9 protein-coding genes are annotated in these 15,775 nt (G+C 43.0%); 1 reads left to right on the top strand and 8 read right to left on the bottom strand.

Annotated features, from left to right (window positions below; all coding sequences use genetic code 11):
- Positions 1–143 precede the first annotated feature (143 nt).
- The 7 genes from DOT_RS25925 to DOT_RS25955 form a co-directional block, all read right to left on the bottom strand.
- On the bottom strand, positions 144–1,367 hold the full coding sequence (locus DOT_RS25925) for a (Fe-S)-binding protein (RefSeq protein WP_009624583.1): 1,224 nt from the start codon (positions 1,365–1,367) through the stop codon (positions 144–146).
- A gap of 26 nt (positions 1,368–1,393) precedes the next feature.
- Positions 1,394–2,236 (bottom strand): FAD/NAD(P)-binding protein, encoded by an 843-nt coding sequence (locus DOT_RS25930; RefSeq protein WP_009624584.1) that lies wholly within the window; start codon positions 2,234–2,236, stop codon positions 1,394–1,396.
- Positions 2,236–3,252, bottom strand: a complete 1,017-nt coding sequence (locus tag DOT_RS25935) for a 4Fe-4S dicluster domain-containing protein (RefSeq protein ID WP_009624585.1) — start codon at positions 3,250–3,252, stop codon at positions 2,236–2,238. The genes DOT_RS25930 and DOT_RS25935 overlap by 1 nt, the downstream gene beginning before the upstream one ends.
- 9 nt (positions 3,253–3,261) lie before the next feature.
- Entirely contained in the window at positions 3,262–4,206 is a 945-nt protein-coding gene (locus DOT_RS25940; RefSeq protein ID WP_009624586.1) for a 4Fe-4S dicluster domain-containing protein, read from the bottom strand.
- A complete protein-coding gene (locus tag DOT_RS25945) occupies positions 4,199–4,645 on the bottom strand; it encodes a hydrogenase iron-sulfur subunit (protein ID WP_040413510.1) in 447 nt (148 codons plus the stop codon). Before DOT_RS25945 ends, DOT_RS25940 begins: the two co-directional genes overlap by 8 nt.
- A gap of 39 nt (positions 4,646–4,684) precedes the next feature.
- The gene (locus DOT_RS25950; protein WP_009624588.1) at positions 4,685–7,717 is read right to left on the bottom strand and encodes an FAD-dependent oxidoreductase; all 3,033 of its coding nucleotides are present in this window, start codon (positions 7,715–7,717) and stop codon (positions 4,685–4,687) included.
- A 160-nt stretch (positions 7,718–7,877) separates the two neighbouring features.
- The gene (locus DOT_RS25955) at positions 7,878–12,125 is read right to left on the bottom strand and encodes a UvrD-helicase domain-containing protein (protein WP_009624590.1); all 4,248 of its coding nucleotides are present in this window, start codon (positions 12,123–12,125) and stop codon (positions 7,878–7,880) included.
- A 514-nt stretch (positions 12,126–12,639) separates the two neighbouring features.
- On the opposite strand from DOT_RS25955, the gene DOT_RS25960 reads away from it, so the two are divergent.
- Positions 12,640–13,947, top strand: coding sequence for a radical SAM protein (locus DOT_RS25960; protein WP_242833914.1), 1,308 nt, complete (start codon positions 12,640–12,642; stop codon positions 13,945–13,947).
- Positions 13,948–14,088: 141 nt separating this feature from the next.
- Here DOT_RS25960 and DOT_RS25965 read toward each other — a convergent pair.
- Positions 14,089–15,775 (bottom strand): 4Fe-4S dicluster domain-containing protein (locus DOT_RS25965; protein WP_009624592.1); only part of this gene is annotated, 1,687 nt, incomplete at its 5' end.

Genomic DNA, 15,775 nt, shown 5'->3' on the forward strand with positions numbered 1-15,775 from the left:
CCATGTTTATTGATTCAAAGCTAGCCAAAAAGAAAAAGCCCCGTACGATGCGATTTCCGCCGTAGGGGCTTCCTAATTTAGCGACAACTTAGAACTAGTTCGCTTCTGTTAACCAAAGCAAACTTTTATAGAAAGAGGAGAAATTAATGAGTACCTATATCTGCCTCATCAACTAAACCCATAGCAACTTCCACTAAGGCACTGAGATGCATCATTTTCATGCCTAGTTTGTAGTGCTTATTCATGTCTACAAACTGGTCCATACAGTTATGGCAGGGAATACATCCATATTTAGCACCGGTAGCCACTAATTGATCAACTTTAGGTTTTGCTTTGACCATCCGCATCCCTTTAGTTGCAGCTACAGCTAAAGCTCCCCCACCAGCTCCACAACAAATGTTGTACATGCGGTTGGGATTCATTTCGCGATAATCCATAACAGCGTTTTCGATTACGTAGCGCTGCGCTTCATAGACGCCTTCTTTACGTACCGTGTTGCAGGGATCATGCATGGTCACAGGGACGGTATTTCTAGTCTTATCTAGTTTTATTACGCCATCTCTGATCCAATCCGCATACAATTCAACAATGTGTCGGACAGGTATCTTGTTTTCCCAATATTTACGCCCAAATACCCTTGTCGAGCGGAAAGCATGGCCACATTCTGTGACGATGATTTCTTTACAATTTAACCGCTCGGCTTCTTCAAAGAGTGGACGTGAAATCTCACAGAACTCATCCTCTTTCCCAGTGAACAAACAAATATTAGTAGCATCCCAGCGTTTGGTGCTGATTGTAAAGTTTGCTTTAGCTGCATGGAAAATATTTAAAATCGTTTGCAGATCACTTGGGTAATGTTTAATCTCACGAGCATTGAAAGTAAACATAAAATCAGCATTGGGCACGTCTAAAGGAATTTTGTAAGTAGGATCTTTCAGATCTTCCTGTAATAATTCCTCAATCCATTCCAGAGTCTCAATGTAGTCAATTTGATCTACACCCATCTGGTTACCTGTGCGGATATGGTCATCGGCAATAATCTGCAAATGGCCAGGTGCATCATCTTTGCCGCGGAATGATCTGGTGAGGGCCGCAATATTTACGCCCATTGGGCATTCCACAGTACACCGTTCACACATGGTACAATTCCAGATGAAAGGATCTTTTTCCGCTTCTTCCCGCATACCTAGGGCTACTTTACGAATGAATTTACGGGGGTCCTGATTTTCGTGGAGATCACTATAGACACACCCTGCAGTACACATACCACAAGTAAGGCAATTGGCAAAATCGTAGCCATTTAACATGCCTGCTACTTCATCACGTAAAGTTGGATCTAAACTTTTAACTCTTATGGTTTCAGCCATTCTTACTATCACCTCCGGCCTTTAAATTAATATTCACTCGGTAGTTCTTTCAATTGAGCCATGGAAAAGACGGGTCCATCTTTGCATACATATTTCGGCCCGATGTTACAGCGACCACAGATTCCCAAGCCGCACTTCATCCGCATTTCTAAAGAAGTGTAGATCCGCTCTGGAGGGAAACCCAGTTTTTCTAAGACTGGCAAAGTATATTTAATCATAGCCGGGGGTCCACACACGACAGCATAAGTATTCACTGATGAGGGAGCCACTTGCTCTGTAATGGTAGGAATAAAGCCTACGTGCTTAGTCCAACCCTCGGCAGGTCTGTCGATCGTGGTTACCAGATTAATATTGGGATTCGTTTCCCATTCAGCTAATTCTTCTTTGTAAAGCAACAATCCAGGATTTCTGGCACCGTAAATAACGGTAATGTCACCATAGTCAGCACGATGTTTTTCATCCAGCATATAGACTGCCATCGAGCGTAGAGTAGTAAAAGCAAAACCTCCTCCAATAATGACGAGATTTTTTCCTTTAAACTCTTCCATCGGATAATAGTTCCCCATAGGTCCTCTTACCCCAACCATAGTTCCTTCTTCCATAAGGTGTAAGGCATTAGACACACATCCCACTTTGGCAACAGAGAACTTAATAATTCCAGGTTCAGTTGGAGAGGTTGCAATTCCAAAAGGAGCTTCTCCGTGACCATAAGCACTCAGTTCAGCAAACTGACCAGGCATATATTTGAAGTTTTCTTCATCTTGTTTATTTTGAAACTGCAGTGTAAAGGTATTGATCAATTTATCTTCAGTTTCACACATATTTTTGATGAGTTTCATTGTAATAGGGAGATAAGGATTCTGTTCCATTAGTCCACCACCACTTCTGCTTTGTTAACCCCATCAATGGCTTGCCGGATATCCATATTAACTGGGCAACCTTTAATGCAGCGACCGCAGCCTACACACGCGATATCGCCATTGTTATGGACAAAATAGTTAAACTTGTGCATCATCCGTTGACGCCAACGCGATTTTTTCTTATCCCGGGGGTTATGACCAGAACCATGTAAAGTAAAGAGAGGCGCCATGCAAGCATCCCACGTTCTCACTCTGCTACCTTCACTCTTGATCACTTCCTCAGAAATATCAAAGCAATGGCAGGTAGGGCAAGAGAATGAACAAGCATTACAGCCTAAGCACTTTTCATGGAGAGTGTCCCAATAGGAATTGTCAAACATTTTATCAAGTTTAGCTGTAATCGTTGAAACATCAACCTTACTCGTAGTTTGAGCACTTTTTACAGTGTCAACGAGTGCTTGTTCCTGGGCGGATAGTTCGGAAAGTTCTCCCAAACTGGCTAATAACTCTTTCCCTTTTTCAGTGATTACTTCAACATTGTAGGAATCTCCCAGATCAATTAATAAAAGATCGGAGCCTTCACTACAGGCAGGAGAAATGCCCATAGAGGAGCAAAAACAGGTCGGAGCAATTTTATTACAGGCAAGCCCGATAATAACTGTGTTATCACGACGATCAAAATAATAAGGGTCGCGATATTGATCATTTTTGAATACTTTATCTAAAAGAAGCATTGCTTTAGCATCACAAGGTCTGATTCCAAATAAAACAGTTTTCCCAACCTTCAACTCGTTCTTAACAGTGATATCCTTGCCTTCTTTGACATAAGACAAGAGTTTTTCATGTTGTGGGAACAGGAGGGATTTAGGAGGAAGTTTGGAATTCAGATAATCTTGCTTGACTTCTGAGAAGCTCTTTGCTGTTTTGAAATTCACGGCACCTGCTTCACTAACTGGAGCAACGACTTGGTATTCAGCAGTTAAAGCATCAAATGATTGGCCAAATTTCTCTTTACTTATCTTCATTTCTTCACCTCACTCCTTTACCAAGAACTCTTCTGGATCATCTGCGCTGTATACATTGAGAGCTGGTTTGATATCTTCGCTGATGCCGGATTCATGGTTATACATTTCTTTAACATCTTTATTAACCTTCCGACTCAAAGCTCGAATATCGACGCCTTGTGGACAGGCTCGGCTACACGCACCACACTCAACACAACGACCGGCTAAGTGAAGCGCACGTCCAGTTTGGAAAAGTAGATTTTCCGCACTATCGACTCCACCTGTAAGCCACTTCGGAGCATTGCAGTCCACAAAACATTCCTGACAATAACACATTGGACAGGCATTGCGACAGGCATAACAACGGATACATTTACTCATTTGCTCTTTAAAGTAGGCTTTTCTCTCTGCATCAGACTTGTTTTCCAGAGCAATGACATCAGCAAAATCTGATTGAGGAACTTCAACCGATCCTCCGATTTTAAGATCCACGATAACAGGATTTGGGTAACGACAGGTTTGACAAGTAGCATCTTTTACATCAGCAAAGTTATACTCTTTGTCACAAGCGATACCTTTAACGGATACTTTTCCATCGGTAATGGTGGCTTCGATGATTTCACCTGTCTCAGCCTCAATTTTATTCTTATCTATGACACCTGGGCAGGAAACGCCAATGATATATAAATCATCTCGTACTAACTGATTTTCCTGCAATAAAACCATTAAAGCCCGGCTATCGCAACCTTTAGCGATGATCGCTTTTTTCCCTGCAGTCTGAGCTGCATAAGTTGCCAGATTGTTCTCACAAGTTTCATCCCAGATTAATTTATCAGCATCTTGAGGAGAACGCACAAAGCAAGGCGTTGATTTTAAAGGCAAGGAACCTTTTTCATAGCCTATTACAACGTCTACTTTACCATCAGCGAGTAATTGACGTGCCGCTGCTCGGATATCATCAATTATGCTATTCATCCGTTCCCCCCCCGTCTACTTTAAATACACCAGTATTGGGTCCTAGCGCTGCAACGCGTTCAGTAACCCCTTTAACTACTTCAGCAAATCGAACACCTTCTGCTGCCGATACCCATGAAAAATTAACCCGACCTTCTTCCAAACCGACATGTTTTAAAAGAGAATCGATGAGCGCAAATTTCCTGCGTGCTACATAATTCCCGCTCATGTAATGGCAATCCCCAGGGTGGCAACCAGAGACTAATACTCCGTCAGCCCCATTAGCCATAGCTTTTAAGATATAGAGAGGGTTAATTCTTCCAGAACATGGAACTCGAATCGTTCTGATCGTTGCTGGATATTGAAATCTGCCTACGCCGGCGAGATCCGCTCCTGCATAACTACACCAGTTACACAAAAAAGCAGCGATTTTAGGTTCGTACGGTTTAGTTTCTCCCATAATCATCTACCTTCCCATCATTATTGAGGCACTTTCAATTTAGAAGGTGTTTAACATAGCAGCTATTTGCTGATTAGTACAACCTCTAAGATTGATGGCACCGCAACGGCAACTTGAAGCGCATGCCCCACAGCCTTTACACAGAGCGTCGTTAACTACCGCAACACGGTTAACCATATCGACGGATACGGCTTTAGCCGAACATACAGCTTCGCAAGTACCGCAAGCAGTACATTTGCGTTTATCAACGAACGCATTTAATCCTGCTGATTCTACCATTTCCTTAGACAAGGCTACACCGGCTCGTCCAGCAGCAGCTTTGGCTTGAGCTATTACTTCTTCCGTATTTTTAGGACTATGAGCTAGACCTGCCATAAATACCCCATCAGTACTGAAATCAACAGGTCTTAATTTCATATGCGCTTCTAAGAAGAAGCCTTCTTTATTTAAGGGAACTTTGAACCATTGGGAAAGCTTTGCTCCGTCTGCCGGAGCTACAATGGCGGCGGCCAGGCAAATTACATCTGCTTCAATCTCGATCGGGCAACCTAAGACGTGATCCTTGACGGTCACAACCAGGGTTTCGCCTTCTTTGGTAACGACAGGTTTTTCATTTTCACTAAAGCGTACAAAGATTATGCCACTTCTTCTGGCTAGTTCATAGTCCTCTTCAAAGTAACCATAGGTACGCATGTCGCGATATAAAATGAATACTTTGGCGGCAGGATTTTGAGTTTTAACTTTGAGAGCTAGCTTGACAGATTTGGTACAACAGGTACGGCTGCAATAAGGATTTTCTTCACAACGTGAACCAACGCATTGAACGAAGACATAATTCTGAGCTTTATCCACTCTAGAATCGTTGCTGACTAAAGCTTCATCTAACTCAAGTTGGGTCATTACACGAGCGTCTTGACCGTATAAATATTCTTTCGGCTGATATTCCTGACCACCAATCATAATAAGAGCTACACCATGCGCAATCTGCTCTCCATTATCTAAGGTCGTCGTAAAGCTACCTAAGAACCCGCCAACTTCTTTGATTTGCGTTCCTACATGAAGCTTGATATTTGGATGTTTATTGACGCTTTCAACCAGCTCGGCAACAAACGCTTTCATATCTTCTCCTCTGAATCCTTTGGAGAATCTTCGCGCTACGCCGCCTAAAGTTGTATCTTTTTCGACTAAATGAACCTCATAACCTTGATCGGCCAAAGATAAGGCACTGGTCATTCCTGCTATCCCGCCACCGATCACCAAGGCAGCGTGGTTCATGGCCATAAATACAGGTTTAACAGGTTGCTGCATAGATGCACGAACAACAGCTAATCTCGTGAGGTCTTTAGCTTTTTCGGTTGCTTTTTCAGGCTCATTCATATGGACCCAAGAACATTGGTCACGAATATTGGCCATGTCAAATAAGTGAGCGTTCAGGCCAGCTTCTTTCAATGTCTCCTGGAATAAAGGCTCATGGGTTCGTGGACTACAGGAAGACACGACGACTCTGTTCAATTTGTATTCTTCAATCAGAGCTTTCATCGAGGCCTGAGCATCCTGCGAACAGGCATAGATTTTTTCAGTAGCCATTACGACGGTAGGCAGAGTCTTGGCATATTCGACAACAGCTGGTACATCGACAATACTGCCGATATTGACACCGCAGTGGCAAATAAATACTCCGGTGCGAATAACGTCTCCAGCAACATCCAGTTCTGGCGGATATTGTTTTTCGCTAACCAGTGTTCCACGTTCTTCAGATAATAAGGAGGCAACCGCACTAGCAGCTGCACTGGCTTGCATAACTGTTTCCGGGATGTCTCTTGGCCCGCTAAAAACACCTGCTGCGAAAATACCTTCTTTAGAAGTATTCACACCAGTTAGCGGTTCAAGTTCAGCAAACCCAAATTTGTTAACTTTCAAGTCTAATATTTTAGATAACTCTTTGGAACTGTCTCCTGCTTCTAATCCTACAGACAGAACTACCAAATCATATTGTTCACTTAATATTTGGCCATCTTCAGTAGAATAGCGGATAACAGAATCACCTGAACCATCTTCCGCCTCATTTACTTCATAAATCCGAGAACGGATGAATTTTACACCATGTTGATTCTTAGCGCTGTCATAATACTTTTCAAAATCTTTGCCATGGGTTCTCATATCCATATAGAAAATTGTAGTATCTACCGGAATATGGCTGTGTTCTTTGGCAATGACCGCTTCTTTAATAGCGTACATACAGCAAACACCAGAACAATAATTATTATTGATTTTGGCGTTTCTGGAACCAACACATTGAATCCAGGCAATTTTCTGAGGTTCTTTTTGGTCAAAAGGTCTTACTAAATGTCCATCAAAAGGTCCAGAGGCACTTAATAGACGCTCAAATTCAAGGCTGGTAACAACACTTTTGATCTTGCCATAACCGTAATATACTAACCTAGAAGCATCAAAGACCTTGAAACCAGGGTTGAGAATCATTGAGCCAACTTCAACATCAATCTCTTTGTCTTGCATAGCATGGTCGATTGCTCCAGCTTGACAGGCTTCAACGCATTTTTTACAAACGTCCTTGCCTTTAATGGTACCATGTTTTTGGAACAAACAATTCTTGTCATCGATTGCAAAGGCATTAGGGAATGCTTGAGAATACTGTTTGAAAACTGCCTTGCGTTTTCCAATACCCTGATTAAATTCATCATCGACTTTTACTGGACATACTGACGCACACGACCCACAACCTGTACATTTTTCGGTATCAATGTATCGTGCTTTCTGTTTGATTGTTACCTTGAAATTTCCTGCTTCACCTTCTGTCTTGACGACCTGAGAATTAGTATAGATGCGAATATTAAGATGGCGTCCGCATTCCACTAATTTAGGGGACAGAATACACATAGAGCAATCATTAGTAGGGAAGGTCTTATCCAACATAGGCATAGTTCCGCCAATAGCTGACGACTCTTCTACCAAATGAACTAAGTATCCCGACTCTGCTAAATCAAGTGCAGACTGGATACCGGCGATTCCTGCGCCAACTATCAAAACGGCACCGATTTTACTTTGACTCATTACAACACCTCTTTCATCATTACTCCTTGTTTAAAGATAGTTACAACAATCACAAAGATACCTTGAATGTTTAATTCGCCATATAAATCAAAAATCCTTTTTAAATAACAAAATATTATAAAAAAATACAAAACGGTTAAATCGCAACTTTTTGAAGTTTTTAGTAAGGATAACTAGGTACTTGAATATCACCACGAAGTTTATTGGGAATAGAAATTTCGCGGCCAAGGCTAAATGAATAAAGTGTACTACGAGTGACCGTTATTTTAAGGAGGTTCTCTATTGCTAAGGCATATAGCGAAAGTTGGAAGGCATACCTGTTACGCAAGATCTGCTCAGGATTTGTTTCGCTATCTTGGTAATCTGAGGTGTCTGAACTGATTTCTCGGCTATCCTTAGCAAACGAATCCGTCTTATAGTCGATAATTTCCGCTTGAAATTCCAGAGGATCATTTTTGCTGATAAGTACAACGTCAATGACGCCTTGAACTAAGATATTTGTTTGAGCCTCGGATGGAACAGTTAAGGTAAAAGGAACCTCTCGAAGTATTTGTTCTGAACTAAAGAGCCGTTGTCCCAGTGTGGTGCCCAGAAACTGGACAATCAGTAAGGGTTGAATACTGTTTTTTTGCTCTGCGCTGATAACTTCACGCTGTTCAAGCATACTTAAAAATTCGATGACGTAACTAAACTGTTCTGCCTGAGATAAGGTTGGCCAAGGATTCGCCCATTCTTTAAATGGAATGTGTTGCATCACAGCGTGTAAAGCGGTTCCTCGTTCTGCCGCGGTTAATGGTTGAGCTGTTTGCAGAAATTTTGGTCGTTTCATCGAATCAGAGCTTTGCCAAAGCGTTGAAAGTAGTGATGCCTCTTCGTTTGTCTGCCAGTTGTATTGACGTTTCAGTTCACTGACACTGGTTTTTGCTACCTGACGAACTGAATGGAGGTGCGGATACTGCCAACTTAGTCGTCGGTTGACTTCGGTAAACCATAGCTCGACTGTATTATTGTCAGTCAAATCACCTGACTCGTTATGCGTAGCGTTGATTTTCTTTGTCTGTGACTGGTCGAAGCACTCCTCGAATTCATTGTCTGAACTTGAACCTAAGCTCAACCCTGAACTCTCCTCTGCACAGTTTATCTTTAGCTGTTCATCAATGTTCTCAACAAACATAGCTGCGGTGTCATTTTCTGTGCAGTCTTCTAAGCTTTCGTTTTTGAACGATGTTAAGTTTCGATGAATATGGATTTCCCACCGCGAATTAATCTCCGGAATGGACAAGGCTGACTGTCCTTCTGCTTCACCGAAGAAATGTTCAGGATGGCGAGCCAGTGCAGGGCCGATCCAATCCAGAAAGCATTTGGCGCTCCGGAGTTGCCCGTCCGGCAAGGAGACTCCTTCCCATTGGGCAGAACGTTGCCATTTTTGAAGGGTATTATCCAAGTTATCTAGGTTACCATAGAGGAGCAATCGTTCTTTAGCGCGAGTTAGAGCGACGTAGAGAATGCGTAACTCTTCAGCCAAAGATTCTTGAGCCAAATGTTGCTTAACTGCGTATTGGATAAGAGAAGGATAGCGAACATAGTTTTCGACATCAATGATGGGCATACCCATGCCTAATTTTGAGTGAAGGAGCACCTTTCCTCTGAGGCTTTGGGTGTTGAATGTACGACCGAGACCTACCACGAACACAATTGGGAACTCCAACCCCTTACTGGCATGAACCGTGATTAGACGAATGACATCTTCGTTTTCTCCCAAAGCGCGGGCATTCCCCAGATCTTTACCTTGCCCTTGGAAGCGCTCCAGAAAGCGTAGGAAACGGAACAATCCTCGGTATCTTGTTGCCTCAAAGCGACTGGCACGATCATAGAGTACTCGTAAGTTAGCCTGACGTTGAACCCCAGCTGGTAGGGTTCCGACATATGCCAAATACCCTGTTTCTTCATAAAGAGACCAAAGCAGATCAGCCAGTGATGAACAACGGGAACGTGTTCGCCAGCTTTGAAGTTTGACCCAGAAATCTGTGATTTTATCCTTCATCCCTGGCGCTGTGGCTAATACTTCACGTGCTTTTGCCAACTGAATTGCTAGAGATTCTTCATAGAGAACTAAGATTTGTTTAAAATTATTGATTTTCTCCGACTGCAAATCTTCATCGGTTATGCCAGCCCAGACTGCAAGGGTTAACGCTTCATAGAAGTCACCTTCGGGGAGCATCATTCGGATTTTCCCTAACTCACTCCCATTGAGGCTGACAAGTGGAGAGCGAAGGACCGCAGCTAAAGAAATATCCAAGCGTGGATTATCGATGATTTTGAGCAGAGACAACATCGTTTCCACTTCACTGGCTCCGAAGTAACCTGTGGTCGTTTCAGCATAAACGGGGATATCGGCGCTTTGGAATTCTTCGACGTAGATAGGCGCCACGGCTGAGTATGAGCGCATTAAGATGACAATATCCGAATAACGTACTGGGCGAAATTTCTGATGGCCTTTATCATATACTTGGAATTCAGCCCCTTGCACCATGTGCTGAATGCGTTTACTGACAAGACGCGCTTCGATTCGAGCCTTGTCGAGATCTTCTGGGGAGATAAGTTCTTCGGTTCCAGAAGATAATTCATCGTCATTAGCTGAGGCACTTTCCGTAGGGCCAGATTCGGGGTCGTTCTCTCCGCTTTGATCTTCGCTCGCCTGCAAAGTTGTTGGATTCTCATCTGAAGAAGGAATGTTCAGCTGGTTTCTTATACTTTTAGGGTCAATAAGGTGGATTTCTATCGGCCCTTCAGCCGTGTGAATTTGATCCTGTCCCAAAACAAAGGATGCGCCATATTGTAAGGCCGCTTGATCATCATAGGGGATCTCCCCTGCCCCTTTGGTCATAATCTGGCGGAATAAAAAATTAACCCCCTCCACTACTTCAAGACGACTCCGGAAATTGCGATTCAGATCAATTACGATCTCCGCAGGAGTCGTGTTGGCAGGCATTCCCGGGTGCCAATGCGGTAGGGTACTATATTTGGTGAGAAATAAGCTGGGGTCGGCCATGCGAAAACGATAAATACTTTGCTTAACATCTCCAACCATAAAGAGATTGGGGGATTCCTCCTGCCTAGATACCAGTTGCAAGATACGCTCTTGGACAGGATTAATATCCTGATATTCATCCACCAAAACTTCCGCAAAATATTTTTTTAATCCTTGGGCAATCACAGAAGCCTCACCGTTTTCCTCCAGTAATTGAAGTGCGAAATGCTCTAAGTCGGTAAAGTCTAAGATGTTACGTTGTGCTTTTGCAGTCCCATAGACTTGTGAAAATTCACTCACTAAACTACCAAGTGTGTGGGCCATAGTGCCCATTCCACGTAAGGCAGGAAGCTGTTCTTCTAGAGGAAAAGCAAAAACATCATTGTTTAAAGAATTAAGTTTCTTTTTGGCCTCATCCCTTAACTTCTTGCATTCTTCTTGGAACGACTTCTGGAAGAGTTCGTCGGCTTTGTCAACAGAATTTTTCTTGGCTTTAGGGCGTATGGCCTGCAGCTTCGGAAAATTGACAACGGCTTGGAGCTGTGCTTCGACCTGAGACCAATTCCCTTCAATTAAAACCCTATTTAACAACTGAACTCGGTTCAGATCATCTTGTAAGGTCGCAGCATAAGGGGTAGGACCTCCTGGAAGCTGAGCAATTTGTTCTGCCCGTTCTAGTAAGTGAATACTTTCAGTCGCTAGGTCGAGTAGTCCCTGGCGAATGGCTTGCCCCCAAACGCTCTGCATTATGGAATCAATATCATCCCACATATAAGCCCTATCAAGTTCACTTAACCAAACTGCCGGGTAGGGTTGACTATAAGCAAACTCGAAAAGACGCAATATATGGTCCATTAACGGTTGATCATCGCGATCTGATCCGAAGGCATCGACGAGTTTCAAAAAGTCAGGGTCAGCACATTCATACCTCGTTTCAAAGAGGTCTTCAATCACATCTTGGCGCAGAAGCTCAGCTTCTGCTTGATCTGCAACCCGAAACGATGGATCAAGATCCAGTTGGTAGAAATACTTGCGGATTAACTCTAAACAGAAAGAATGCAACGTTGTAATGCTTGCCCCATTCAGAAGGGCGCGTTGCTGGAGGAGACGCTTGACTTCTCGTGTTTCTTGTTCGTGAAATAAAGCATCGTCCAAGGCTTTACCAATACGTTCTCGCATCTCATTCGCTGCCGCTTTAGTAAAGGTTACGACAAGAAAACGATCCACATCCTCGGGTTCTTCAGGATGTGTGATGCGATGGATTAACCGTTCGACAAGCACCGCCGTCTTGCCTGAACCAGCCGCAGCGGCGACCATGACTTGGCCTCGTAATGTGATGGCGGCACGTTGTTCCGCAGTCCATTTGGGTTTACTCACCCTGAGCACCTCCTTTGTCTAAGGGTCTAAACCTGTAAACCAGCTCAACATTAATTGTTTCCGTTGACTTGCAGTAAACTTATTTTAGACATCTCTGTTCAGCAGGGATTCTGAAGATTTGCAGCTCGTTAGAGTCATAGTCACGAGTTAATACCCGTACGTCAGAAACACCGTAGTCAGACCGAACTGATACGGTGTTTGTCGCAGTACTTTTATTTGGATAAATCTTACTAACCTATATTCCTAATTATAACTACATTATGTGTGAATATCAATTAAAGAAATTACCTCCACCCGGCCAGCTAACCTGGAGCATTGCTAATCTGTAGTCGATGTAGCCATCAATATTTTCCTCCTCAGCATGACAAAAGGTCAGTAACTATTTTCTTTTACCATCATACGATGATCATATAGGTAATTCATTCCAATTGGAGGCATCAATATGTATTTGCCATCAGTTCAGAAACAAATAGTGGATTTTTCATTTCGTATGATAACTTTCTTTAATAAACTTATGATAAAGCGTGCTTTTAATTCTCTGTCTAAGAACCCGGAAGAAAACATCGAACCTATTTTGAACTGGTGTAAGGTATTTTTAATAAAAGATAAACACAAAGACCTTCTAGCTAAGGTTAGCGCTAACCTTTTAAATAAAGATAACAACTGGCACCAGCTGGCTGTGCGCATGCTCAAAGACTCAACTCCCGCCTCGGTTCAAAACCTTACTTTAAATTTGATTATCAATTCAATTTTGCTGGGGATACCCATACAAAATAAGAACTCAAAGAAATATGGTTTTTCTATCCCCTGGTCTATCCTCATTGATCCAACAGAGAATTGTAATCTAAGATGCAAAGGATGTTGGGCCGGAGACTATGAAAAGGGAGCAAGCCTTGATCTAGCTACAATTGATAGGGTAGTAACCGAGGGAAAAGAACTTGGTATGTTCTTCTACGTTATCTCTGGGGGAGAACCACTAACCAGAAAAGACGACTTGATTAAGTTAGCGAAAAAACACTCAGACGTAGTCTTCCTTATATTTACCAACGGAACATTAATAGACCATTTTTTTGCTAAAGAGGCTGCCCAAGCAGGTAACATGGTTTTTGCTTTGAGTTTAGAGGGATTAGAAAAGGCGACAAATGACCGCAGAGGAGAAGGCGTTTTTTCTAAGGTTATGAACGCTATGGAAGTTCTACATGATGCTGGTGCTTTCTTTGGTTTTTCTGCGACCTATACGCGCCAAAATTTTGAGGATCTAATGAGTGATGATTTTATTGATATGGTTATAACCAAAGGCTGTTATTTTGGCTTTTTCTTCACCTATGTGCCTGTCGGTGGGGAAGCAGATCTAGAGTATATGGCTACTCCTGATCAGAGGGCACAAATGTATCAAAGAATTAAGTATTTCAGAAGCACCAAGCCTATCTTCGTAGCAGACTTTTGGAACGATGGCGAAGCAGTGCGGGGATGTATTGCGGGGGGCAGATCATATTTTCATATTAATGCCTCCGGTGAAGTGGAACCATGCGCTTTTATTCATTATAGTAATTGTAACATTAAAGAGGTTTCTTTATTAGAAGCCCTGGCTTCTCCATTGTTTAAATCCTATCAAAAAAGACAACCTTTTAACGAAAATCATCTTTGCCCTTGTCCGTTAATAGATAATCCTCAAATGCTGGCCGATATGGTGGCCGAATCAGGTGCTTACTCGACCCAAAAAAACTGTCCCGTCAACGCCCAGGATATGGCTGACAGAATGAGAGACTATTCACTAGAATGGCAACAAATTTCTAATATATTAAATGATGCTCTGCGTTGATTAGATCTCAACAAATTTCTAGTTATAAGGTGCAGTGAAAAGTCCCTTGTTGTTAGCAAGGGACTTAACTAATTAAACTAATTTGCTTAATGATTCAACCACCACCAGCCTCAGGCCGAGCAGGTCCATCCTTCGTGCAAGCTAGTACTGCATATCCGCTAAACGTTTGTAGGTTGAATAGCGTTCTCGGGCATGATCTTCGGCAACCGCAAACATTTCTTCTGCAATTTCCGGGAAGGTGGTTTTTAATGAAGCGTAACGTATCTCGCCCATGAGGAAATCACGGAAGGAGACGGTAGGCTCCTTTGAATCAAGAATAAATGGATTCTGGCCTTGTTCTTTCAGCAATGGGTTGTAGCGGTATAGGTGCCAGTAGCCGGCCTCGACAGCCCTTTTCTCTTCTAGAACACTTGTACCCATACCTGAACGGATGCCATGGCTCACGCAGGGGGCGTAGGCAATAATGAGTGAAGGTCCTTTATAGGCCTCTGCTTCAGTGATAACTTTGATTGTATGGTTCATATTAGCTCCAATAGCGATTTGGGCTACGTAGACATAACCATAACTCATAGCCATCATGCCCAGATCTTTCTTTCGAATCTTTTTACCCGCTGCTGCAAATTTAGCAACCGCCGCAGTTTGGGTAGCTTTAGAAGACTGACCGCCGGTATTGGAATATAATTCTGTATCGAGAACCATGATGTTGATATCGTCGCCTGAGGCAAGGACATGATCTAAACCACCATAGCCGATATCATAGGCCCAGCCGTCTCCTCCGACCATCCATTGAGATTGTTTAACAAGCCAGTCTTTCTTAGCTAAAATTTCTTGAACTATCTCACTACCCTGCTCAGGATTTGCTTTTATGGCATCAAGAATCTTAACTTTAGCAATTTTGGTGGCTTCGCTTTCGTCCACATGATCTAACCATTCACGTAAAGCAGATTTTAAAGTTTCACTGATGTTTGTTTGCAATGCTTGTTGTGCCAAGTCAAACAGCCGTTCGCGTATTTGTTTACTGCCGAGATACATTCCATAACCAAATTCAGCGTTATCTTCGAATAGCGAGTTGGCCCATGCGGGTCCTTTCCCTAAAGCGTTGGTGGTATATGGGCAAGATGGGGCACTCAAGCCATAGATCAAGGAACAACCCGTTGCATTAGCTTGCATCATGTGATCCCCGTACAATTGGGTGAGCAACTTAATGTAGGGAGTTTCTCCACAACCTGGGCAAGCGCCGTTGAACTCGAAGAGTGGTCTTAAGAATTGGCTGCCTTTGACAGTGTGTGGATCCATAATTCTTTTCTCGCTAACTGTCATTGCGAATTCCCAGTTTGCGGATTCCATTTCCATTTCATGGTCGGCTGGTTTCATTTCAATGGCTTTGCCTGGAGCAGGACAGACGTCAGCGCAGTTGCCGCAGCCTGTACAATCCATCGGAGCTACTTGGATACGATAGTGAAGTCCCTCAAGCCCTTTGCCAATGGGTTTTTTAGTTTTAAAGGTATCCGGCGCCCTGTCTTTCTCCGCATCATTTAGTAAGAACGGTCGAATCGTGGCGTGTGGGCAGACATAAGAACATTGATTACACTGGATACACTTGTCTATTTGCCATTCAGGAAGCATGATGGCAATGCCACGTTTTTCATAAGCCGTAGTTCCTAGGGGGAAGGTTCCGTCCTCCATTCCGTCAAATGCACTGACTGGTAATTCGTCTCCCTCGGCACGGGCAATAGGTCTTTGGAAGTTCTTAACATAATCCGGTTCATCCTTGATCAGTTTTGGTTCATCCACTGCATCGGTCCAAGAAGAAGGGACATTTATTTTG

Source organism: Desulfosporosinus sp. OT, assembly GCF_000224515.1.
Taxonomy (GTDB): Bacteria; Bacillota; Desulfitobacteriia; order Desulfitobacteriales; family Desulfitobacteriaceae; genus Desulfosporosinus.